Origin of the sequence: Yinghuangia sp. ASG 101 (assembly GCF_021165735.1) — a bacterium.
Classification (GTDB): Bacteria; Actinomycetota; Actinomycetes; order Streptomycetales; family Streptomycetaceae; genus Yinghuangia.
Map to the genome: position 1 here is coordinate 3,070,927 of NZ_CP088911.1, position 23,188 is coordinate 3,094,114.

Below are 23,188 nucleotides of genomic sequence, written 5' to 3' on the forward strand. Positions count from 1 at the left end.
CCTCACACCTCGTACGGCTGGACGACGATGAAGTGGCCCTGCATGCCCCGGAACTGCAGCGACACGGTCTCGCCGCTGTGCCCGGGGTAGGCGGTGCGGCGGACCCGTACCGCCGTGCTCGTCGAGACCTGCATGCCGTTGGTCCACGCCACGACCGCGTTGGTGTCCGCGAAGGTGGGGGCGCCCGGGTTGACCGGGAGCACCATCGGGATGCCCTTCGTCTTGACGACGACGGTCCCGTTGCCGCTGATGGTCTGCACGAACAGGCCGCCGCCGGGGATGCCCGCGCCCTCGATGCGCTGCACCTCCGTGGTCAGCCCCTCGTCCCAGCACAGGAGGTTGGCGGAGTTCACGCACAGGGCCTGGCCCGCGAGTTCGACCAAGTGGAGGTTGGCGGCCTCCTCGGCGAAGAAGACCTCGCCGTCGCCTTCGCAGCGCATCAGCTCCATCGACTGGCCGGTGAGCCGGTTGTCGCGGCGCTGCCCGAAGCTCTGCCCCTGGAACTTGAAGTCGACCTTGCCCTGGTACGCGACCATCGAGCCCTGCTTGGCGATGACCTTGACCGGGCTGCCCGCGAGGCGTGCCTTGACGAGCTTGGCGTTCTGCTGGACCCAGCGGCCCTGGCCCTGGACTTCCTGGAACTGTTCGAGCCCGTAACCGTATTGGGTTTCCATCGGCGGGCCCGCCTGGCCCGCGCCGGGCTGGTTCATCCCGCCCTGCGGGGCGCCCATGGGCATGCCGCCCTGGCCCGGTCCGGAGTGGCCGGGCATGCCGGGCTGCCCCGGGAACTGGCCGGGGGGAGGCATCTGGCCCGGCATCTGGCCCGGAGGAGGCATGGAGCCGGGGGGCATCGGCGGGGCCATGTGGCCCTGCGGCGGGCCGCCCGGCGGCGGGAACTGGCCCGGAGGCATCTGGCCCGGGGGCATCTGGCCCGGCGGCGGGAACTGGCCCGGGGGCATGTGGCCGGGAGGCATCTGCCCGGGCGGCATCTGGCCCGGCGGGGGGAACTGGCCCGGCTGCTGGTGCATCGGCGGCGCCTGCGCGGCCATCGGCTGCGGCTGGCCGCCGGGGGCGCCGAACCCCGGTGCGGGCGGCGGCGGTTGCGGACCGCCGGGCGGCGGACCGAACGACGGCGCGGGGGTCGCGGGAGGCGCACCGAACGCGGGGGCGGCCTGCTGCGGCGGAGGAGCCTCTTCCTCTTCCTCCATCGCCTCGCCGCCGAAGTTCTCCAGGAGCGCCTTGAGTCCGCCGTCGAAGCCCTGGCCGACCGCGGAGAACCGCCAGACGGACGGTTCCTTGCGGTAGATGTCGGCGATCATCACGGCGCGCTCGGTGCTGAACTCCCCGCCGGTGAACGAATAACGGACGACCTCCTGGCCGCCCACCGCGATGCGGATGTAACCCGACGCGACCTGGGACATCTGCCCTTGGCCGTCGATCGTGGCGGTGAACGCCAACTTGCCGATCTGCGGTGGCACGCGGTCGAGCGTGACCCGGAACGACTCCTGGTCGCCGGCCTGCGCGCCGAGGAGTTGGAGGGACTCCTCGGGGGACTTCGGCTGGTTGAAGAACACGAAGTACCGGTCGTCGGACAACCGGTCGCTCATGTCCAGGCCGAAGCAGCTGATGTCGAATGTGAGGCCCGGGGCGTCAAGCCGCAGGCCGACGTACAGATCGGTTCCCGGGGTCAGATCGGCCAGCTTGGCCTTCTGACCCTTCCTGAACTCGACCACCTCGTGGCTCCCTTCCCGTCAGAAGGGGCCCACCCGGGCATGACCCCCACCGCGCACGGCACGCTACAACATCCCGGCATGTGCCGGGCCCCCTGCACCGGGGCCCGTTTGAACCCGGCCGACCCCCTTGTGGAATCCCGACGTGGACACGGTGCTTCCGGTTCCGTACGGGAGGCCGCGTCGCCCCGCGGCCCTCGGTGGCCAAGCCCACACGTTATTACGGACGGGCGCGCGACCGCGATGGAAAGTCGACTCACCGACCGCGATCGAGGGTCAAGCCTCAGATTCCGCAGCCGAATAGCGGGTGCTATGCGCGGTCGCGCGGTGTGCGGCCGGTCGTGCCCTTGCGGGCGCGGCCTCCCTCGGCGGCGCTGTTGCGGGTGGCCCGCGCGCGGGGCGGCTGCTCGCTCGCGGCCACGGCGGTGTCGTCCGCGATCGCGCGGTCGCCCGGCTTCGCGCCCGGGGCCGCGGCGCCGGTCACGCCGTCGACGTCGTCGTCCTCGTCCGTCACCGCCGAACCGGCCGAGGCCGCGACGCCTTCGAGGTAGCCGCGGGCGCGCTCGGTGCGGGGGTACGCGGAGAGGAGCGTCCAGAAGCGGGGGCCGTGGCCCGGGACGAGCAGATGGGCCAGCTCGTGCAGCAGGACGTAGTCGACGACGTACGGCGGCATGCCCTGCAGGCGGCTGGACAGCCTGATCGACGCGTCGAGCGGGGTGCAGGAACCCCACCGGGTGTTCTGGTTGTCGACCCAGCGGACCGTCGCCGGGACGGCCCGGCCGCCCAGATAGCGGTCGGACAGCTCACGGGCGCGCTGGGCGAGCGCCGCGTCCGTCGGGCGGCGGCGCTTCTCCTGCGCCGCGAGGCGGTCGAGCATGACCCCGACCCAGCGCTCCTCCTCGGCCGCGGACATGCGCGCGGGCAGCAGGACCACCGTCCGGTCCCCGTCGCGATAGGCCGACACAGTTCTGCGCCGTCGAGTGCTGCGGCGGATCTCGACGGCGTTCTCGTGCGGGTTTCCGGGCACGTCGAAGCGCCCGGCCCCGGGTTCGGCGGCCACAACCCGACGTTACCCAACGGCACTCGGAACGAGCCGTCCCGAAGACGCCGCGTCCACAATTCATCGGCACGCCGCCGCCCTGGATCGCCGGTATTTGGCGGGCTTTGCGGCTTTCTCTCCCTCAATTGTTCCGATCATCACATTCGACCTGTGGACAACCGATGTGACTGCTTTGGCATCTCGGGACACGCTGGTCCGGCCGTCTCCTTCCGCCCCGTCTTCCACGCTCTTCCCTCCCGTCACTCCCCTCCTTCTCACGCACTCTTCTCCCGTCCCCCACTTCCCATCTCCCGCTTCCGCGCCCCGACCACCGGAAAGGTTTCCGATGCGCCCCCGACTCCGTGAATCGCTGGTACGCCTGTGGCGTGACCGGCACACCCTGCAACTCGGGCTCGACCCGGCCCGCGCGTTCCTGATCACCGGCCTCGATCCCGCACTCGCCCGCCTGCTCGCGTACCTCGACGGCACCCGGACCCCGGCGGAGCTGTACGACCTCGGCGGGCGGCTCGGAATCACCCCCGCGCGCGTCCGCGCGCTGCTCGACCTGCTGGCCCGGCAGGCCGTGCTGGAGGACGCCGACCTCGGTCCCCCGGCGCGCGCTCCTGGGGACCGGCTGGCACCCGACCGCGCCTCGGCGGCGCTGCTGCGGAGTCCGCCCGACGCGGGTGCCGGCGTCCTCGCCCGCCGGGCGACCGCGGTCGTCGCCGTACACGGCGCGGGGCGCGTGGGCTCCGCCGTGGCGAACCTGCTCGCGGCGGCCGGCGTCGGTGCCGTCGAGGTGACCGACCGGCGCGCCTTCACGCTCGGTGACGCGGGGCCGGCCGGCGATACGTGGACGGGCGTGCGCAAACACCGTGAGACCGCGGTTCGCGAGGCCCTGCGGCGTACCGCGCCGGAGGTCCGGCTCACCGTCCCGCCCGGGCGGCGCGGCCCCGATGTCGCGGTGATCGCCCCCGAAGGCCGCCCGGAGCCCGAGCTCGCGGCGCGACTCATGGCCCGGGGCACCGCGCACCTGTACGCCGACGTGCACGAGACCACCGGCGTCGTCGGGCCGTTCGTCCTGCCCGGGCGCGCCGCGTGCGGGCGGTGCCTCGACCTGCACCGCCGCGACCGCGATCCGGCGTGGCCTCGGCTGCTCACCCAGCTCGCGGCGCTGCCGGGGCCGTCCCCGGGGCGGGCCTGCGACGGCGTCCTGGCCACCGCCGTCGCGGCCCGTGTCGCCCTCCAGGTGCTGATGCACCTGGAGGGCGACACGCCGACCGCCGCCGACGCCACGTTCCACATCGCGCTCCCCGACGGTGCGTCGCGTCGCCGCAGCCGCCGGCCGCACCCGGAATGCGACTGCGGCGCCTTCTCCCGCCGGGCGGGCACGACGGCCCGCGTGGCACCGCCGCCGGGCCGCGGCCCCTCGCCCGTATGGCAGGGGGGAACGTCCTCCACAATGGAAAGTGTGATCGAGCGAAATGAGCGATCGGAAACCACAGGCGCGGTTCGCGATGGCGACACCCCGCGCCGGCGAGGTGCCGCGTGAGTGAACTTCCGCGCAAAGCGGTGACCAGGACCGCCAAGCTCGCGTCCCTGCCCCTCGGGGTGGCCGGGAGAGCGACGCTCGGCCTCGGTCGGCGCATAGGGGGCCGACCGGCGGAGATCGTCGCCGCCGAACTGCAGCAGCGCACCGCCCAGCAGTTGTTCAAGGTGCTGGGCGAGCTGAAGGGCGGGGCGATGAAGCTCGGCCAGGCGCTGTCGGTGTTCGAGGCGGCCCTGCCCGAAGAGGTCGCGCAGCCGTACCGCGCCGCGCTGACGAAGCTGCAGGACGCCGCGCCGCCGATGCCGACACGCACGGTCCACAAGGCACTGGCCGAGAACCTCGGCGGCGATTGGCGCTCGCTGTTCCGGGAGTTCGAGGACAAACCGGCCGCCGCCGCGTCGATCGGGCAGGTGCACCGCGCGGTGTGGCGTGACGGCCGCGAGGTCGCCGTCAAGATCCAGTACCCCGGTGCCGGCGACGCGCTGATCTCCGATCTGAACCAGCTCGGGCATGTGGCCCGGTTCGCCGGTGCGCTGATCCCGGGCATCGACGTCAAACCGCTGATCGCGGAGCTGAAGGCGCGCGTCGCCGAGGAACTCGACTACCAGATGGAGGCGGAGGCCCAGCAGGCGCACGCCGAGGAGTTCGACGACGACCCGGACATCTTCGTGCCCCACGTGGTGTTCCAGGCCGAACGCGTGCTGGTCACGGAGTGGATGGGCGGCACACCGCTGTCGCGGATCATCGACAAGGGCACGCCGGAGGAACGCGACCAGGCGGGCCACCTGCTGGTGCGCTTCCTGTTCTCCGGTCCGGTGCGCACCGGCATGCTGCACGCGGACTCACACCCGGGCAACTTCCGGCTGCTGCCGGACGGCAGGCTCGGCGTGCTCGACTTCGGCACGGTCAACCGGCTGCCGGACGGCCTCCCGGAACCCATCGGTGTGGCCATGCGGCTCGCGCTCGACAACGAGGCCGAGGGCGTGATGGAGGTCCTGCGCTCGGAGGGCTTCGTCAAGCCGTCGATCAAGCTGGACGCCCAGGAGGTGCTGGACTACCTGCTGCCGATGGTGGAACCCGCGCAGGTCGAACGCTTCCGGTTCACGCGCGCGTGGATGCGCGTCCAAGGCGCCCGGATCGGCGACCCCCGCAACCCCGCGTCGCAGATGGCCCGCCAGCTCAACCTGCCGCCGAGCTACCTGCTGATCCACCGCGTCACCCTGAGCACCATCGGCGTCCTGTGCCAGCTCAACGCCGAGGTCCCCTTCCGCGAGGAACTGGAGGCCTGGCTCCCGGGCTTCGCCGAGCTGGACTACGAGATAGACGACGAACTCGACGACGTCGACGACCTCGACGACCTCGAAGATCTCGAAGACGTCGAGGAATAGCGGGAGTTCGGGGCCCGCGGGCGCGGAGCACGGCGGGCCGCGCCCCAAGCCGAGGCACGAGGACACCGCGGGCGGGCCGGGCGCGGTCGCGGGTCGAGTGCCCACCACACGGACCCGAGACGGCGGCGGGTGGCCGACGCGGCACCCGCGACGCGACGGTCCGGCCCTCGCCGACCCGCCCGACGACAGCGGACGCGTCCACGCGGACGTTGTCGAAGAACTCCTCGCGGAATTCCGTGGATCCGTCGACCCTCCGGATGCGCTTGACGGTCGGGCCGGGCGCGCGGCATGAGCGCCCCCGGCCGGTGACGCGCACAGGGCGGGACGAACGCTCGTCCGCGGTCATGCGGAAGCCTCGGGCCCGGGCGGGGTGCGGTGGGTAACGGGGCGTGTGCCGCGCGTCGGGATGGGCCGCGCGAATGCGAAGCGCGGGCGAAACGCGAGGAGCACGGCCGGTCCATGCCGTCATGAGGACCACAGGGCGGCTGGTCGGGGCCGCACGGCCGGGGCCGCGTCCGCGCGCTCGGGTCCGGGCGGGCGGCCTCGCCCGGGGAGATGGCACAGGGCCCGGCCGGATCCGTGGGGATCGCGGCCGGGCCCTGGTGGGATTTTTCGTGTGGCGACTACGGCTCTTACTGCATGACCGCGAGGGCGAGTGCCCGGCGGGCCCGCAGAGAGGCGACCTCCGCGCGACGCTTCATCTTGCGTGCGGCGCGGACGTGTGCGGCCCTGCGTTGCAGTTCGGCTTCCCGTAGTCGCTCCTCCATCTGTGCTCTTGCCAGAGCCTCATGGAGAAGATGCATGTCACGGCTCCTGTCGAGGATCAACGTCACGTGGTTGTCGGAGGCGGAGGCGGTCGGGGTTTCCATCGGTTCCAGGTGTGCTGTCGACGTGCGTTCGGGGCTCGTTGCGCGCGGGAGATCGGCGGGGTTCACGCGGCGACCTCCGTCTTGCGCGGGCGCCCACGCGGACGCTTCCGGGCCACGACCACACCCTGGATGAACAGCTCGCCACCCCAGACGCCCCACGGCTCGCGGCGCTCCAGCGCGCCCTGGAGGCACGCGGCGCGGACGGGGCACTCCCCGCAGAGGGCCTTCGCGTACTCGACGTCGGCGGGCGACTCAGCGAAGAACACCTCGGGGTCGTACGAACGGCACGGGATGGTGCCCTCGACGGCGTCGATGTCGTCGAACGCGGTCAGAGTCATCAGGTCTACCTCCGGTACAGGAACAGCTGGAGAGTCGGGAGTGGGCGGACTGTCGAACGGCACGTGGTGCTCCTTGTGGTGAACTCGGTTGGTGCTGCTGCCACTTGATCCAAGGGGCCAGGGTCCTGGCGGGGTTGCCTCAGAACAAAGACAAGGGCCGCGGATCCCGGTGTGTACGGGTTCCGCGGCCCTGGAGTGCCGACCTGACGATTCGTCAGGTTCGCGTCCTCCAGGACGGATACCCGTGCAGACCGGCAAATCCGGCCGTGCCCACGGCGTGGGCCATGCCCTCGACCTGCTGCTGCTCACATGCCGTCACCGCAGATGCCAGCGGTCGCGCATCTGGCGTGACGGCACTCATACGCTCGCTGTCGTGCCAACCCCGCTCGACGTTGGACGCCAGACCGATGCCTTGGCCGCGACGCCGCATCGCGGCGGCACCGACGGAAATCACGCGGGCATCGGTCTCGGCATAGGCCGAGAGGTTGCGGCCCTTCAGGGCCACGAGGGAGGCAGGCTTCAGCGCACCCAGCTCAGCAGACCGCACCGACATCGCGGCGGGCGCAACGGCAGTGGCAGCAACGAGTTTGATGTTGCTCGACATGTCGTTCGCCTCCCTTCCGCGGAGGTCTCGGGTCGCGCCGCTGGGCGGATCCGGAATTCGGACTGGGCACGGTCAACACGTTGACCGTGCTCGTGAGGTTAGATGGGCTGCCGAGAGAAGCGCAAACTATTTTTCGCGTCTCCGGGACCACTTGAGGGAAGTCCCTCGCCAGCACCCCCATACGGCACGGGAAAAGCCTCGTCAGGCCGGGTGCTCCGGGTCCGGACCGGGGTCGTCGCCGTGGGCCGCGATCATCGCCTGGGCCGCTTCGGCCAGGTCCTCGGCGGAGCTGCCCGAGACGATCGCGAGGACGTCCCCGCCGTACTTGTCGAGCTTCGCCCGGGTGACCCCGGAGATCCTCGCCAGCTGCTGCGCGGAACCGGGCTCGGCCTCCGCGATGGCGGTCAGGGTGGCGTCGGTGAATACGCAGTACGCCGGCTGGCCGAGCATGCGGGCCCGGCCGAGCCGCCAGTCGCGCAACCGCTCGAAAAGCGCCTCGTCGAGCTCCGAGGGGCACTCCATGCACCGGCCCAACTTGCGCTCGGCGGCGTCGGCCAGCCCGCGCCCGCAGACCCGGCACCGCACCGGCCCGGGCCTGCCCCGCCGCACGCGAGCCTCATCCGGGCGCCACGGACCGCTCTCGGCGGCGCCCTCGGGCCGCGACCGGGCGGCCGGGACACCCGGCCCCCGCGAGCCGCCGCGCAACCCGTCGAGGAACCGGGACGGTCGCCGGCCGGCCCGCCCGCCCGGCGACCGCGCGAGCGCCCACGACATCGTCAGGTGCTCCCGGGCCCGGGTGATCCCGACGTACAGCAGGCGCCGCTCCTCCTCGACCTTGGCGTCGGTGTCGGCGTAGGTGATCGGCATCATGCCCTCGGTCAGGCCCACCAGGAAGACGGCGTCCCACTCCAGGCCCTTGGCGGCGTGCAGGGACGCCAGCGTGACGCCGTCGACGGTCGGGGCGTGCTGCGCGTTGGCCCGCTCGGCCAGCTCGTCGACGAAATCGGGCAGGGTCGCGCCGGGACGGGCCGCCGCGAAGTCCTCGGCCAGCCGCACGATCGCGTGGAGCGACTCCCAGCGCTCCCGGACCTGGCCCGATCCGCTCGGTGGCCGCGGCGACCAGCCGCCGTCCGCGAGCACCGCGCCCACCTCGGCCGCGAGCCCCACCGCATCGTCGCCCGCGCCGCCCCCGGACCGGGCGGCGCCGCGCAGCAGCACGGCCGCGTGCCGCACCTCGGGCCGCTCGAAGAAGCGCTCGGCACCGCGCAGCACATACGGGATACCGGCGTCGGCGAGCGCCTGCTCGTAGCCCTCGGACTGCGCGTTGGTGCGGAACAGCACCGCGATCTCGGCGGCGCGCACGCCGTGGTCGAGCAGCTTGCGGATGCGGCGCGCGACCCCCTCGGCCTCGGTCGGCTCGTCGGCGAACTCCACGAACTCCGGCGCCGGGCCGTCCTCGCGCTGCGAGACCAGTTCGAGCCGGTGCTCGGCCGCCTCGCCGGACGCGTGCGTGAGCAGCCGGTTGGCCAGCCGCACCACCTGCGGCGTGGACCGGTAGTCGCGGACCAGCTCGATCACCTCCGACTCCCGGTGCCGGTGCCGGAAGTCGAGCAGGAAGCCCGGGGTCGCCCCGGTGAAGGAGTAGATCGTCTGGCTCGCGTCGCCGACCACGCACAGGCTGCGCGCCCGCTGCGACCACACGTCCAGCAGGCGCTGCTGGAGCGGGTTGACGTCCTGGTACTCGTCGACGGTGAAGTGGCGGTACTGCGCCTGCACTTGCTCGCGCACCTCGATGCGGTCGTCGAGCAGGCCGATGGTCAGCAGCAGCACGTCCTCGAAGTCCATGTGGCCGCGACCGCTCTTGAGGCTTTCGTACGCCGCGTACACCCGGGCGACCTCGGCGGCGTCGCGGGGCGGCTTGCGGGCGGTCGCGCGCACTTGGTCGGGATAGTCGTCGGGCGCGGTCTGCGTCGCCTTCGCCCACTCGATCTCGCCGGTCAGGTCGCGCAGCTCCGTGCGGTCGGCACGCAGGCGGCACTCCTGGACGGCCTCCGCGACCAGGGGGGCCTTGCGCTCGACGAGCCGGGGCGGGTCGGCGCCGTAGGTGCGCGGCCAGAAGAACTGCAGCTGGCGCAGCGCCGCGGCGTGGAAGGTGCGGGCCTGCACGCCGGGGACGCCGAGTTGCCGCAGGCGCCCGCGCATCTCCCCCGCCGCGCGGGCGGTGAAGGTGACGGCGAGGGTCTGCATCGGCTGCATGACGCCGGTCAGCACGCCGTACGCGATGCGGTGGGTGATCGCCCGGGTCTTGCCGGTGCCGGCCCCGGCGAGCACGCAGACGGCACCGTCGACGGACTTCGCGACCCGGCGCTGCTCGGGGTCGAGCGCGTCCAGGATCTCGTCGGCGGTGGGTTGCGGCCCGTAGTGCTCGGTCATCGCTGCATCCTCTCAGGGCGCGCTCTCACGGGTGTGCGGTCCGTCCACAGGGAACCGCTTGTGGACAACCGCGGCGGGGCGCACGGGGAAGGATCGCGCGGGCGACGAGCGGGCGGACGGCACGGGCGGCGGCCAAGCCCGGCTCCTCGGGGCGGTCGGGCGGTGGGCGGAAGAAAACCGTTCGGGGCGGGTGTTGAGTGCGAGCAGTAAGTCGTACTGCCACTCGATCGGATCGAAGGAGACCCCCGATGTCGGCCACCGTGACGATGTACAGCACCCCCTGGTGCGGGTACTGCCGCCGCCTCAAGAGCCAGATGGAGCGCGAGGGCCTGGCCTACGACGAGGTCGACATCGAGCAGGACGCCAAAGCCGCCGAGTACGTGATGAGCGTCAACGGCGGCAACCAGACCGTTCCGACCGTCGTGGTGACGGTCGGCGGCGAGATCCAGTGGGTCGCGACCAACCCGAGCCTCGCCCAGGTCAAGGACGCGTTCGCGGCCGCCGCGGCCTGATCGGCGCGTCCGCGAAGGCCCCGTCCCCACCCGAGGGGGCGGGGCCTTCGGGTGCCCGGCTCGTCGCGGGCCGGGGCTCACCATGTGACGGAGTCGGGGAACCTCTCGCCGAACCACAGCTCGATCAGGTGCCGCGAGATCGAGATGCGGCCGGGCAGCCGGATCTCCCCGGCGGCGACCGCCGCGCGCAGTTCGTCGCGGGTGAACCACCGGGCCTCGGCTATCTCGGTGCCGTCGACCTGGATGCGGTCGTCGGACGCGGTGGCGTGGAACCCGAGCATCAGACTGGACGGGAACGGCCAGGGCTGGCTGTCGACATACGTCACCTCGGCCACGCGTACGCCGGTCTCCTCGGCGACCTCGCGGGCCACCGCCTGCCGCAGCGACTCGCCCGGCTCCACGAACCCGGCCAGCGTCGAGAACCGCTTCTCCGGCCAGCTCGCCTGGCGGCCGAGCAGCGCGCGGTCCCGGCGGTCGACCACCAGCATGATCACCGCGGGGTCGGTGCGCGGGAAGTGCTCCGCGGCGCACTCCGTGCACCTTCGGACATGGCCGCCCGAGACGGGCCGGGTCGGTTTGCCGCAGCGGGCGCAGAAGGTGTGCGTGCGGTGCCAGTTCTCCAGGCCGACGGCGTGCACGAGGAGCCCCGCGTCGCGGTCGCCGAGGACGGGGCCGAGTGTGTAGAGCGTGCCGACCTGCGCGTCGACGTCCTCGGGGAGCGCTTCCGCGGCGACCGCGAAATGCGCCGTGCCGGCGGGGTCGACGCCGAGGAAGTACCGCTCTCCGTCGGGGGCGTCGGCCGGGGCGACGAGAGTGAGCGCGGGGCTCGTGCCGTCCGCGCCCGGGTCGGTCCAGTGCACCTTGCCCCGCGCGATCACCAGGACGCGCGCCTCGGCGGAGTCCCAGGCCGTCGCCAACCACCCCTCGTCGACGCGGTGTTCGGCCGCACGGTCATGGGTTGCCCGGGTCATGGCCAGCCGAGGGTCGCGGACGTCCACCGACATTCTCCTTACTGTCGCGACCGCCGGGTCGCGCGTTGTCGCGTTGTGCCTGCCCGTCGATCACGTGTTCGTGGGACGTTGCCCATCCGGTCTACACGATCAAGCGACGGCGCGGGAGGGCATCGCGTGCCGCGAGGCGTTCCGGGCCGCGCGTCGCCTGTGCGCGCGATGGAGGAACGCGGCCGGTGTCGGTCGTGGCCTCCGGCATCCTCCGGCGTGCGCCCGTACCGTCGAATGATGACGGTCCTCAGAGTGGCGACGTTCAACCTCCTGCACGGGATGGCGCTCGACGACGGCAGCGCCGGGCCCGGGCGGCTGGCGGAGGCGATGGCGGAGCTGGACGCGGACATTGTCGCGCTGCAGGAGGTCGACCGGCATCAGGAGCGTTCCGGCGGGGTCGACCAGGCCGCCGTCGCGGCGCGGGCGCTGGGGGCGCGCGCGTGGCGGTTCCTGGCGGCGGTGCACGGCGTGCCGGCGCCCGTCTCGGGATGGCTGCCGGAGCCGGAGGCGCCCGTGCGGCACGTCTACGGGCCCGAGCACGACGGCGAAGGGGGTCCGTCGTACGGCATCGCGCTGCTGTCGCGGCTGCCCGTGCGGCGCTGGCGGGCACGGCGTTTCCCGGCGGCGCCGTTGAGTCTGCCGCTGCGCGTGCAAGGGCGTCCGGGTCTGACGCGTGTCCCGGACGAGCCGCGGTCGGTGCTCGCGGCCGTGGTCGACGGGCCGACCGGGCCGCTGACGGTGCTCGCCGCGCACTTGTCGTTCGTACCGGGCTGGAACGTCTCGCAGCTGGCGCGGATCGGGCGCTCGTCGGCGGACCTGCCGCGCCCGCAATTGCTGCTGGGCGACTTCAACCTGCCGGGCCGGGTGCCGCAGGCGGTGGTCGGGCGGCGGGAGCGCGGGGCGGCGGGGAGGGCCCGGCGGCGGCAGGTGCGGTGGCGGTCGCTGGCGCGCGTCCCGACCTATCCGTCGTATCGTCCGCGCGTGCAGTTCGACCACGTGTTCGGGCACGGGTTCGGCCCCGATGTGGTGCTCAAGAGCGAGGCCGTCCGGCTCGGCGTCTCGGACCACTGCGCGCTGGTGGTCGACCTGCGCCTGTGAGGGCCGCGTCCGTCAGGACTCGTGCGCGCCGACGGGGTGGCTTCCGGAGTCGTGGACGCCGCCGACGACCGGAGCGTACATGAACAGCAGCATCGCGGCGTCGTCCTCCAGCGGGCGTCCGACGTGCCGGGACACGTCCGCGGAGATCCGGTCCAGGGTCCCCTCGACCCCGGGCAGGGCGTCGGGCGCGCGGTCGGCCAGCGGATAGAAGGCGCCCGACGCGTCGCGCGCCTCGATGATGCCGTCGGTGTAGAGCAGGACGCGGTCGCCGGGTTCGAGGGCGACTGACAGCACGGGGATGTCGAACAGCTCCGGGTCCACGATGCCCAGCGGCGGCACGGGCGACGGCGCGTCGAGCGACTCGGCGTGCGCGCCGTGCAGCAGCAGCGGCGGAGGGTGGCCGCAGTTGACCACCAGCATCCCGCCCGCGGGCGGGAAGCAGACCAGCAGGAGAGTGACGAACTCCTCGAAATCCTCCTCCAGCCGCCGGCGCATGCTCGCGGCGATCCGGCTGACCAGGCCCGGCAGACTCGGTTCCTCGTACGCGGCCTCGCGGAACGCCCCGAGCACGGCCGCCGCGGTCTGCACGGCGTCCAGGCCCTTGCCGCGCACGTCGCCGATCACCGCGCGCACGCCGTAGGGGGTCAGGATCACCTCGTAGAGGTCGCCCCCGATGCGGGCCTCGGCCGCCGCCGCGCGGTAGCGGACCCCGACGCGGACCGGGCCGATGCGTCGCGGCACGGGGCTCAGCAGCGCCTGCTGCACCGCCTCGGCGACGCTGCGCACTTCCTTGATCGTGCGTTCCTGCCGTTCGCGGACCAACACGCCCGCCCAACTGGTCATCGTCACCAGCAACACCGCGAGGAGTGTCACGAACGGTTCGCCGGAGCCCTGGTTCGCCCCGGTGCTGGCCAGCGCGCCACCGATCACGATCGCGGTCAGCCCGACCCACAAAGGTGTGCGGGGTGAGCGCGGGAACAGGCCGGCGAGGGCGGGCGCGACCGCGAGGAGCGGCCCGACCCGTACTTCGGGAGGCGAGGTGTAGCCGACCACGACGACGAAGACGATGACCGCCAGGGGGAGCAGCCGCAGCGCCCAGTTGACGAGCGGCAGCACACGCGCGCGGTCGAACGGTCCACGGCCCGAGGCAGGCGGCGTGGGGGTCGGCTGCGATGCGCCCATGTCCGGTCCTGTCCCTAGAGCACCCAACGATGCGTCATCCCACGATACGAATCGATCAAGAGAAAGGCGCATCCAGTCACAGGCGCGCGGCCCGCGGGATCACCGTCACACGTCGGTCTTCGGCTTCCCCGAGAGCACCCGTTCGATCCCGGCCCGGTCGGGCAGCCCGCGCGGCCGGACGACCTCACCCGATCGGACGTAGACGAACGACGCGGTGACCTCGTCCGGGGGCACGCCGGCCCGCTCGGCCCAGGCCAGGCGGTACACGGCGAGTTGGAGCGGGTCGGCGTTGAACGACCGGTTGGTCTTCCAGTCGACGACCTCGTAGCGTCCGTCCGCGTCCCGATAGACGGCGTCGATCCGCCCGCGCACGACCCGGCCGCCCAGCACGAGCTGGAACGACTCCTCGATGCGGTACGGCGCCCGCTGGGCGTACGGGGTCGCCAGGAACGCCTGCTGCAGTTCGACCAGATCCGCCTCGTCGGTGATGTCCTCGTCGGCCGCGCCGGGCAGGTCGTCCGGCTCCAGCAGCGGGCGCTCCCCGAACTGCGCCTCGATCCAGGCGTGGAACCGCGTCCCGCGGCGGGCGGCGGGCGCGGGCGGGCGCGGCATGGGCCGGGCCAGCTCGCGGGCCAGGCCGTCCGGGTCGGAGGCCAGCCGCAGCAGTTGCGACGCGGACAGCGACGCGGGCAGGTCCACGTCGCGGACGCCGGACCGCCCGCGGAGCAGTTCCTCGACGAGGCGGTCGAGGTCCTGGTCCCACGATTCGATCAACTCGCGGTCGGCGGGGCCGAGGTGGTCGGTGTCCTCCGCGGCGTCGGGGAGCGGGGCGAGACCGGGGGCGTCCGCCGGCGGGGCGGGGTCGTCGGCTCCGAAACCGTCCGCGCCCGCCGCGCCGTCGTGTTCGGCGGCGGTGTCGTCCGCGGCGGGACGCGCCGCGGGAACCTCCGCGGCCGTGTCCGGGCCGTCGTCCCACCATCCGCCCGCGCCCCCGTCGTCCTCGGGCGGCGGCGGAAGCTCCTCCTCGTCCGGCGGCGGCTCGTCGGGGAACGGCGGCTCGTCGTCCGCGAACACGTCCGGCGGGTCGGAGACGGCCGCGACCGGTGCGGTGCCGGCCGATGGAGCGGGCCCCCGCGGGCCGGGGGTGTCCGGGCGTGCGCGGTGTTCGAGGCGGACCAGTTCGTCGATGACGTCGCGGGCCGCGCGGCGGCGCTCCTCCAGCGCGGCGGCGTCGAGCGGCAGCGGCCACGCGTGCTCGACCCCGCCGAGCAGGTGCGGGTTGTCGGTTTCGGTGGGTTCGGGAGCCCACGTCAGGATGTCGCCGTCGCCGGCCTCGCAGTGCTCGGCGAGCCGCAGCAGGAATTCGGACGGGCCGCGCGGCTTCTTGCGGGTGCGCCCCCACCAGTGGCCGGACGCGATCAGCAACTGCTTGGGCCGCGTGAAGGTCACGTACCCCAGGCGCAGTTCCTCGGTGGACTTGTGTTCGCGCATCGCGGCGTCGAAGGCCTTGAAGCTCTTCGCGCTCAGGTCGGCCAACTCGGGCAGGCCGGCGGCGTCGCCGCGCAGCGGATGCGGGAGGGTGTGGCCGCTCTTGGTCCACTTCGCCTGTGCCTGCACGCTCGGGAACGCTCCGTCGACCAGGCCGGGGACGACGACGACCTCCCATTCCATGCCCTTGGACTTGTGCGCGGTCAGCACCTGCACCGAGTCGCGCGCGCTCGGCAGGCTTCCGTCGAGCCCCTTGTCGTGTTCGGCGGCGGTCCGCAGGAACGCGAGAAAGGCGGTCAGCGACGGGTCCCCGTCGAGGTCCGCGAAACCGGCGGCCACGTCGAGGAACGCGTGCAGCGTCTCGCGCCGCCGGGCCGCGACCGAGCCGGGCGACGCGGACAGCTCGACCTCCAGGCCCGTGACCGTGAGGACCCGGTGCAGTACGTCCATGAGGGGTTCGCCCAGGTGGCGGCGGAGTTCGCGGATCTCGGCGGCGAGCCGCGCGAAGCGGATCCGGGCGTCGGTGGAGAAGGGGTGGTCGTCGCCGAGGTCGGACAGCGCGTCGGAGAGCGAGACCACTTCCGTGGGGTCGACGCCCGCGACGGCCTGCTCCAGCCGCGCGTCGGGGCCTTCCGCCGCGCCGTGGTCGAACCGTACGAGCTCCCCCGCCCGCCGCCCCAGCAGCGCCAGGTCGCGCGGACCCACGCGCCAGCGCGGCCCGACGAGCAGGCGGACGAGCGCGGCGTTCGCCGTCGGGTCGTCGAGCACTTCGCAGGTCGCCACGAGGTCGGCGACCTCCGGCAGGTTGAGCAGGCCGCTGAGCCCGACCACCTCGACCGGGATCTCGCGTTCCACGAGCGCCTTGTGGATCTCGGCGAAGTCGGCGGCGGTCCGGGCGAGTACCGCGACGTCGCGCGGCCCGATCAAGTCGCCCTCGGGTGTGAAGCGCGTGCCGATCACGTGCTGCACCTGGTCGGCGACCCACGCGATCTCGCCGTCCTGCGTGGCCAGCAGACCGCAGCGCACCCACCCGTCGTCGTCGGCCCCCGGCCCCGGGCGCAGCGCCTCGACGCCTTCGTGCATCTCGCGCAGCGGCGCGGCGAGTTCGTTGGCGAAGGCGAGCAGCCGTCCGCCGCTGCGGCGGTTCTCGGCGAGAGCGAACCGGGGGGCGGGCGAGCCGTCGCGGCGCGGGAAGTGGCGGGGGAACTCGTCGAGGTTCGCCACCGACGCGCCGCGCCAGCCGTAGATCGCCTGGCACGGGTCGCCGACCGCGGTGACGGGGTGCCCGCGGCCGGGGGCCCGCTCGGGCGCGGTGCCTTCGGGGACGCCGAACAGCCCGGCCAGCAGGCGGCGTTGCGCGACCGAGGTGTCCTGGTACTCGTCGAGCAGCACGACCTTGTACGTGTCGCGCAGCGTCTCCCCGACCTCCGGGCGCTCCTCGGCGAGTTGTGCGGCGTACGCGATCTGGTCGCCGAAGTCGAGGAGGTCGCGCCGGCGCCGGGCATCGGCGTACTCGGACACCAGCCGGGACAGGTCGAGCCGGTTGCGTGCCGCGTCGGCCGCGGCCCTGGCACCCGCGGAGGGCTTCGGCGCCGCCTCGACCTCGGCGATCAGCGCGCGGTCGAACTCCCGCAGCCGCTCGACGGGCACGAGGTGTTCGGCGAGTTCGCCGCCGAGCGCGAGGACGTCGGCAATGACGGCGGACAGCGTCTTGGTCAGTGTCGGGAACGGCCCGGGAGCGCGGCGCGCGGCGCGGGCGGCGAGTTGGAAGCGCGTCGCGTCGGCGAGCAGCCGCGCCGACGGCTCCAGGCCGATGCGCAGGCCGTGCTCGGTGAGCAGGCGGCCCGCGAAGGCGTGGTACGTCGAGATCGTGGGATCCCCGGCCTCCTCGTCGTCGACGCGCACGTCGGCGTCCGGCCGCAGGTGCCGCAGCGCGCGGTCGACGCGCTCGGCCAGTTCGCCGGCGGCCTTGTTGGTGAAGGTCAGGCCGAGCACCGCGTCGGGCCGTACCGCGCCGGTGCCGACGAGCCACACGACGCGGGCCGTCATCACGGTGGTCTTGCCGGAGCCGGCGCCGGCGACGATCACGCCGGGTTCGAGGGGGGCGGTGATGGCGGCGATCTGCTCGGGCGAGTAGTCGACCTTCAGGACGCGCTTGAGGTCGTCTTCATCGCGGAGGAGGGTGGGGTGAGCCGATCGCACCGGCGCAACGTTAGACGCACCTGAGGACAACACCCGCATCGCGGGCGGACGCGGGGGACGGGCGACGGCCGAGCCGCCACGATGCGCCCGTTTTGCCCGGGGTTCAGGGCGGGTTCACGGGTGGTTCACGGGGAGTGGGCCACGGTGACGGCGCGCGGCGGTCGTCCGCTCGGCACGCCGTCACGCGGCTTCGGGCCGCGGGCTAGGCACCCTGCAGTTCGGCGGCCTTGTCGTTCACCTCGTCCTCGGTGATCGTCTGATCGGCGGGCGGAGCGGCGACGTCGCACTTGTCGGCCTTGGAGAGTTCCGTCTCCGTGCGTTCCTTCGGCTCCGGGCCCTCTTCGATCTGACCGATGATCAGCGGTTCGCCCTTGGCGGCGACGAAGTAGGTCTTCTTGGCGCCGTCCTTGGTCATGGACAGCGGAACGGCCTGCTTGCCGTGGAAGTCCGTGACCTCGCCCTTGGTGACGCCGCCGGTCGCGCCCCCGAAGAACTCCAGGTCGTCGTCGCCGTCGTCCGCCATCTTGAACCACTTGTCGCCGATGACCTGCCGGTACAGGGACTCGCGGGAGGGCCGGCCGCTCACCTCGGCCCAGTACTTGGCGGAGGCCTTGACGTACTGGAAGCCCTCGATGCTGATGACCTCGGCCTTTTCCCCGTCGGCTTCCTGGGTGCCCTTCACGGCCTTGGTCTTCATGACCGCGCACGCCTTGATGGTCGCGGTCTTGCCGTCCTCGTCCGTGCTGGTGCCGTTGTTGTTGACGAACTCGAGCTTGTTCATCGCGGCGACGGCCTCGTCGGCGAGCTTCGACGCCTCGGTCTTGGTGTTGTCCTTCTCCTCGTCGTCCCCACAGGCACCGAGGGTGAGGGCGGCCAGGACCGCTCCGGAGGCGGCTACGGCAATACGGCGGATACGCACGAAATCTCCATTGCTGACGGGGACGAACTGGACTTTGCGCGCGCCAGTATGGCAAGCCGCGCACCCGGGCCCACAGGCCGGTCTCGGGGAACGCCGCGTCCGGGCTACGCCGCGGACGCGTCGGCGTCGTCGTCCCAATCGAGGTCGTCGAGGCCGATCACCTTCATGACCGCCGCGAGGAACTCGCCCTGGTCGACCAGTTGATCGGCGGGCGGGGCCTTGGGGTCGCAGGAGTCGCCGCCGGTTTCGATGTCGACGTCGGCGCGGTCGTCGGTGCCGGGCGTCTCCGCCGTCACGCGCACCGGGATCGGGTCGCCCGCCTCGGGGACGTACACCGTCACGATGTCGCCGCTTTCCTTGTCGGTCGCGGTCAGCGGGATCACCGTCTTGCCCTTGTACTCGACCGGGTCGCCCTTGACGACGGAGCCCGCGTCGTCGCCGAGGAGCTTGCCCAGGTCGGCGAGGTCGAGCAGCCGCTGTTCGGTGGACTTGCCCGAGCCGTCGGCCTCCGGATCGTCGCCGAACAGGCCCCCGGCGTCCGGGGTCTCGCCCGCGTCGGCGTCGTCGAGGCCGAAGTCGCCGAGCAGGCCGCCGAGTCCGATGTAGCGGTCGCCCGCGAGGCGGATCAACTCGTCGACCGCGGCCGGGTCGGGGGCGTCGTCACCCTCGGTGTCCGGGCCGAAGTTGCCGTCGAACAGGAAGCGCCAGGTCGCGGCCGACGCCTTGACGTAGGGGTCGCCGTCGACGACGACCACCTCGATGGGCTTGCCGTCCACCGTGATGCGCGCCTCCATGGCCTTGTTCCCCGGAGCCGCGCACGCGTCGACGCCGAGCGTCATGCTCGTGCCCTCGTCGGTGAACGTCGCCTCGCCCTTGATGCGGAGGGCGTCCGACTCGTCGAACGCGGCCTGCGTGTCACGAGCCAGGGTCTGTGCGTCGATCGAGGTGTTCCTCCGGCCCTCGGAGTCTTTTGTCTCCGTTCCGCACCCGGTCAGCACGGCCAGGGCCAAGCCGGCGGCGGACACCGAAGCGGCGATGCGGGCAGGACGCACGTGATCTCCCACGGAGCTGGTGGGCACGAAGCCGGTGGCCCGGAACAACGAAATCCCCATGCGGATAACAAGCTTGTCCCAAGAACACTACCCACCCCTGGACACGAGCGCTGAGGTAGGCGGTGCTACTCGACGACCGTACGGCCCTCGCCGCGCGCGCTACAGCAGCGACGGAAGTCGCAACGGTCGCAATGCGTGCCCGACTTGGGGGTGAAGCGCTCACCGAGGATGCGGCCCGTGACATCGGCCAGCAGCGCGGAAACCCACGTGCGGCCCTCGTCGTCGGCCACCGGCGGCGCCTGCTCCTGGACCAGCGGCAGCCGCTCGGCGTCCGGGCCGTCCTTGGCCGACGCGTGGTGCCGCAACTGCACCAGCTCGGCGCCGCCCGACACCGGGCGCGCCCCGCCGAACGCCTCGACGCCGTCCAACGCGCCGCCGTCGACCGCGGCCTGGTACACCGCCAGCTGCGGGTGCGCCGCGACGTTGCCCGCCCCCGGCTTGCTCTTGCCGGTCTTGAAGTCGACGATGTACGCGAGCCCGTCGTCGCCGCGCTCGACGCGGTCCATCGACCCCCGGATAACGATCTCGTGGTCGCCCACGGTCAGTTCGACCTCGAAGTCGTGCTCCGTCGCGGCCACGACGCGGCGCCGCTCGTGGGTGTGCCACGCGAGGAAGCGCTCCAGCGCCGCGCGGGCCTCCTCCTTCTGCTGGTCGGACTGCCACGGCGCGTCGAACGCGAGCGCGTCCCACACACGGTCCAACCGGTCCATCAGCACCGGCAGTTCGGCCGGGGTGGCGCCGGTGCCGACCTCGTCCGCCAGCGCGTGGACGACGTTGCCGAAGCCCAGCGCGGCACTGCGCGCCGACTCCGCGCGGACCTCGCGGCCCAGGAACCAGTTGAGCGCACACGCGTCGACCTTCTCGACCGCGCTGCCCGACAACCGCAACGGCACGCGCGGGTCGCGAACCGGAACCCCCGGGTCGGTGGGGTCGACCAGGCCCCACCAGCGTTCCGGGTGGGCGGCCGGGACCAGCGGGTACCCGTCGGCATCGCGCAGTGACGCGAGTTTGGCGAGACGGCGCGCGGCGGCGAGCTGCACCGTGCGCGGGGCCTTCGGGTCGACCGCGGAGGCGCGCAGCTCGGCGACCAGGGCGGCCGTCGACAGTGGTCGGCGCGGGCGCGAGGTGATGTCGGCGCGCTCGACGCCCTCCTCGCCCAACTCCGCCAGGAAACGGGACGGTTGGTCACCTTCCTCGTCCACCGACCGCACCGCGGTCACCACCAGGCGCTCGCGCGCGCGGGTGGCCGCGACGTAGAACAGCCGCCGCTCCTCCGCCAACAGCGCCCCCGGCGACAGCGGTTCGGCGAGCCCGTCGGCACCGATCCGATCGGCCTCCAGCAGCGAACCGCGCCGCCGCAGATCGGGCCACAGGCCCTCCTGAACCCCGGCGACCACGACCAGCCGCCACTGCAGGCCCTTCGCGCGGTGTGCGGTCAACAGGCGCACGGACTCGCCGCGCACGGCCTTGTCGTCGAGCCGGTCGCCCGGGATCTGCTGGGCCGTCAGCTCCTCCAGGAAGTTCAACGCGCCCCGGTGGCCCGCGCGCTCCTCGGCCCGCGCGGCGACCTCGAACAGCGCCACGACGGCATCGAGGTCACGGTCCGCGTTGCGCCCGGACGAACCGCCGCGCAACACCGCCCGCTCCAACCGGGCCGGCCACGGCGTGCCGTGCCACAGCTCCCACAACGCGGCCTCGGTCGTGCCGTCCGCCTCCAGCACCGCGCGCGCCTTGGCGATCAACGTGCCCAGGCGGTACGCGCCCGCGCCGATCTGCGCGTCGACGGCGACCAGTTGCTCGGGGTGCGCGAGGGCGTCGCGGATCAACTCGGCCGAGGGACGCGCCACGACGGGGTACGGGGCGGCTTCCCGCACGGCGGTGCCGTCATCGGGGGACCCGTGACCGGCCTCCGAGGTGTCCGAACCGCCGCCCGGACGCGCGTCCTCCGCGTCCACGTCCTCCTCCGGCGCCCGCGTCGCGTCCGCCAACGCCGCCGCCCGCTCCTCCGCCCGCAGTGCCCGCCCCAGGACCCGCAGGTCCGCCGAGTCCATCCCGCACATCGGCGACAGCAGCAGCATCCGCGCGGTGTCCTCGTCCAGCGCCGACGGATCGGCCGCCACCCGCAGCGCGGTCAGCAGCGGCGTCACGGCCTGCTCGGCCGCCAACGGCAGTTCGTCGCCCGCGATCTCCAGCGGCACGCCCGCCACCGTCAGCGCACGCCGGATCGACGCGATCGACCGCGCGCCGGAGCGTACGAGAACCGCCATCTCGCCCCACGGCACGCCGTCCTCCAGATGCGCCCGGCGCAGGATGTCGGCGATGTTGTCCAGCTCCGCACCCGGCGTCGGATACGTGAACACCTGGACGCGGCTGGGGTCGTCGTCTCCCGTGCGGTCGGGCGTCAGCCGGCGGTGGGCCTCCGCGTCGGCGGCCGTCAGGCGCGCCAGCGGCATGCGCCGGGTGATCTCGCGCGACACCCGGAGCAGGCCCTCGCCCGCACGCCGCGACGTCTGCAGGACGACCGTGGCCGCGGGAGCGCCGTGCCGATCCGGGAACTGGTGCCGGAAGTCCAGGATCCCGTTGACGTCCGCGCCGCGGAACGCGTAGATCGACTGGTCCGGATCGCCGACCACGACCAGGTCGCGTCCGTCGCCGGCCAGCGCGCGCAGCAGCCGCACCTGCGCGGCGTCGGTGTCCTGGTACTCGTCGACGAACACGACCCGGTAGCGGCGCCGCAGGTCGTCGGACACCTCGGGCTGCTCGGCGAGGATCACCGCGCGGTGCACCAGCTCCGCGTAGTCGACGACGCCCTGCGCGTCCAACACGTCGAGGTATTCGGCGAGGAAGTCGGCGGCGGCCCGCCAGTCGCGCCGCCCGATGCCCTCCGCGAACCGGGCCAGCGCGTCCGGGTCGAGCCCCAGCTCGCGCGACCGGGCCGCGACCGCACGCACCTCGTCGGCGAAGCCGCGCGTCCCGAGCGCGGCACGCAGCTCGTCCGGCCAGCGGACCGTCCCGTCCTCGGCCTCGCCCGCGAGCAGCTCGCGTACGAAGACGTCCTGCTCGGGCCCGGAGAGCAACCGCAGCGGATACGTGAACAACTCCGGCGGCTGGTGGCGCCGCACCAGGGCGTAGCAGAACGAGTGGAACGTCGTCGCGGTCGGCAGCGCGCCGCCGCGCGTCGCGCCTGCGCCCCCACGCAGCCGGGTCGCGATACGGTCGCGCAACTCCCCCGCCGCCTTGCGGCTGAAGGTGAGGACCAGGATTTCCTCGGGGAGTGTCCCCCGGGCGACCCGGTCGGCGACGGCCTCCACCAAGGTGGTTGTCTTTCCCGTGCCGGGACCCGCGAGTACGAGCAGCGGGCCGCCCGGGTGGGCGACCACGGCACGCTGGCGCGGGTCGAGCGTCAGCTCGGGCTGCGGGCCGATTTCGGAACGCCGCAGGCGGTACGCGGAAGTCGCGGTCGTCATGGCACTGGGCCTTATCGGGAAGCCGAGGGTTCGGGGCAGACAGGGAGCGGAGTCGGTGGCCGCCCGACAACACAGCGGAATCAGTGGCCGCCCAACAGCACAGCGAAGTCGGTGGCCGCCAGAATTACGCCAGCGGGGACGCCGAGAAGCGGGGAAATGTGGAGAGGTTCATCGAGGCGGCACGGCACTGCGGCGGCGTCGCGGTCGGCCGGGCGAGACGCGGCTCCTTCCGGGCGGTCGGGGTACGCAGGGGGCCG

15 protein-coding genes and 1 pseudogene are annotated in these 23,188 nt (G+C 73.1%); 4 read left to right on the top strand and 12 right to left on the bottom strand.

Annotated features, from left to right (window positions below; translation table 11 throughout):
• Positions 1-2 precede the first annotated feature (2 nt).
• Complete coding sequence (locus tag LO772_RS12815; protein ID WP_231778532.1) at positions 3-1,733, bottom strand: TerD family protein; 1,731 nt, start codon at positions 1,731-1,733, stop codon at positions 3-5.
• 523 nt (positions 1,734-2,256) lie between these two features.
• Positions 2,257-2,790: pseudogene (locus tag LO772_RS12820) on the bottom strand (M48 metallopeptidase family protein); the annotation flags it as partial.
• A 325-nt stretch (positions 2,791-3,115) separates the two neighbouring features.
• Between LO772_RS12820 and LO772_RS12825 the strand changes: the two are divergent.
• Entirely contained in the window at positions 3,116-4,321 is a 1,206-nt protein-coding gene (locus LO772_RS12825; RefSeq protein WP_231778533.1) for a ThiF family adenylyltransferase, read from the top strand.
• Complete coding sequence (locus LO772_RS12830; protein ID WP_231778534.1) at positions 4,318-5,706, top strand: ABC1 kinase family protein; 1,389 nt, start codon at positions 4,318-4,320, stop codon at positions 5,704-5,706. The genes LO772_RS12825 and LO772_RS12830 overlap by 4 nt, the downstream gene beginning before the upstream one ends.
• Positions 5,707-6,338: 632 nt before the next feature.
• On the opposite strand, the gene LO772_RS12835 is transcribed toward LO772_RS12830, so the two are convergent.
• From LO772_RS12835 to LO772_RS12850, 4 genes are all read right to left on the bottom strand, one after another.
• Positions 6,339-6,575: a hypothetical protein gene (locus LO772_RS12835; protein WP_231778535.1), complete on the bottom strand. Its 237-nt coding sequence runs from the start codon at positions 6,573-6,575 to the stop codon at positions 6,339-6,341.
• Positions 6,576-6,637: 62 nt separating this feature from the next.
• Complete coding sequence (locus tag LO772_RS12840) at positions 6,638-6,976, bottom strand: WhiB family transcriptional regulator (RefSeq protein ID WP_269453198.1); 339 nt, start codon at positions 6,974-6,976, stop codon at positions 6,638-6,640.
• A gap of 151 nt (positions 6,977-7,127) precedes the next feature.
• Positions 7,128-7,517: a hypothetical protein gene (locus LO772_RS12845; protein ID WP_231778537.1), complete on the bottom strand. Its 390-nt coding sequence runs from the start codon at positions 7,515-7,517 to the stop codon at positions 7,128-7,130.
• A gap of 201 nt (positions 7,518-7,718) precedes the next feature.
• The gene (locus tag LO772_RS12850; protein WP_231778538.1) at positions 7,719-9,950 is read right to left on the bottom strand and encodes an ATP-dependent DNA helicase UvrD2; all 2,232 of its coding nucleotides are present in this window, start codon (positions 9,948-9,950) and stop codon (positions 7,719-7,721) included.
• Positions 9,951-10,198: 248 nt separating this feature from the next.
• Between LO772_RS12850 and LO772_RS12855 the strand changes: the two genes are divergently transcribed.
• Positions 10,199-10,462 (top strand): mycoredoxin, encoded by a 264-nt coding sequence (locus LO772_RS12855; RefSeq protein ID WP_231778539.1) that lies wholly within the window; start codon positions 10,199-10,201, stop codon positions 10,460-10,462.
• A gap of 77 nt (positions 10,463-10,539) precedes the next feature.
• Here the strand turns inward: LO772_RS12855 and nudC are convergent, their stop codons facing one another.
• Positions 10,540-11,466, bottom strand: a complete 927-nt coding sequence (gene nudC, locus LO772_RS12860; RefSeq protein ID WP_231778540.1) for an NAD(+) diphosphatase — start codon at positions 11,464-11,466, stop codon at positions 10,540-10,542.
• Between the two features lie 234 nt (positions 11,467-11,700).
• Here nudC and LO772_RS12865 point away from each other — a divergent pair, with 234 nt between their 5' ends.
• On the top strand, positions 11,701-12,561 hold the full coding sequence (locus tag LO772_RS12865; protein WP_231778541.1) for an endonuclease/exonuclease/phosphatase family protein: 861 nt from the start codon (positions 11,701-11,703) through the stop codon (positions 12,559-12,561).
• Between the two features lie 12 nt (positions 12,562-12,573).
• Here LO772_RS12865 and LO772_RS12870 read toward each other — a convergent pair whose 3' ends face one another.
• From LO772_RS12870 to LO772_RS12890, 5 genes are all read right to left on the bottom strand, one after another.
• Entirely contained in the window at positions 12,574-13,743 is a 1,170-nt protein-coding gene (locus LO772_RS12870) for a PP2C family protein-serine/threonine phosphatase (protein ID WP_231778542.1), read from the bottom strand.
• Between the two features lie 105 nt (positions 13,744-13,848).
• Complete coding sequence (locus tag LO772_RS12875) at positions 13,849-17,472, bottom strand: ATP-dependent DNA helicase (RefSeq protein ID WP_231778543.1); 3,624 nt, start codon at positions 17,470-17,472, stop codon at positions 13,849-13,851.
• Between the two features lie 163 nt (positions 17,473-17,635).
• Entirely contained in the window at positions 17,636-18,352 is a 717-nt protein-coding gene (locus tag LO772_RS12880) for a hypothetical protein (RefSeq protein WP_231778544.1), read from the bottom strand.
• A 104-nt stretch (positions 18,353-18,456) separates the two neighbouring features.
• Positions 18,457-19,464, bottom strand: coding sequence for a hypothetical protein (locus LO772_RS12885; RefSeq protein ID WP_231778545.1), 1,008 nt, complete (start codon positions 19,462-19,464; stop codon positions 18,457-18,459).
• Positions 19,465-19,529: 65 nt separating this feature from the next.
• Positions 19,530-22,931 (bottom strand): ATP-dependent helicase, encoded by a 3,402-nt coding sequence (locus LO772_RS12890; protein ID WP_231778546.1) that lies wholly within the window; start codon positions 22,929-22,931, stop codon positions 19,530-19,532.
• Between the last annotated feature and the right edge of the window lie 257 nt (positions 22,932-23,188).

Coding starts and splice junctions, on each gene's coding strand:
- LO772_RS12825 (WP_231778533.1), top strand. CDS start 3,116: ATGCGCCCCCGACTCCGTGAATCGCTGGTACGCCTGTGGCGTGACCGG.
- LO772_RS12835 (WP_231778535.1), bottom strand. CDS start 6,575: ATGGAAACCCCGACCGCCTCCGCCTCCGACAACCACGTGACGTTGATC.
- LO772_RS12845 (WP_231778537.1), bottom strand. CDS start 7,517: ATGTCGAGCAACATCAAACTCGTTGCTGCCACTGCCGTTGCGCCCGCC.
- LO772_RS12850 (WP_231778538.1), bottom strand. CDS start 9,950: ATGACCGAGCACTACGGGCCGCAACCCACCGCCGACGAGATCCTGGAC.
- LO772_RS12855 (WP_231778539.1), top strand. CDS start 10,199: ATGTCGGCCACCGTGACGATGTACAGCACCCCCTGGTGCGGGTACTGC.
- nudC (WP_231778540.1), bottom strand. CDS start 11,466: ATGTCGGTGGACGTCCGCGACCCTCGGCTGGCCATGACCCGGGCAACC.
- LO772_RS12865 (WP_231778541.1), top strand. CDS start 11,701: ATGACGGTCCTCAGAGTGGCGACGTTCAACCTCCTGCACGGGATGGCG.
- LO772_RS12870 (WP_231778542.1), bottom strand. CDS start 13,743: ATGGGCGCATCGCAGCCGACCCCCACGCCGCCTGCCTCGGGCCGTGGA.
- LO772_RS12875 (WP_231778543.1), bottom strand. CDS start 17,472: ATGCGGGTGTTGTCCTCAGGTGCGTCTAACGTTGCGCCGGTGCGATCG.
- LO772_RS12885 (WP_231778545.1), bottom strand. CDS start 19,464: ATGGGGATTTCGTTGTTCCGGGCCACCGGCTTCGTGCCCACCAGCTCC.
- LO772_RS12890 (WP_231778546.1), bottom strand. CDS start 22,931: ATGACGACCGCGACTTCCGCGTACCGCCTGCGGCGTTCCGAAATCGGC.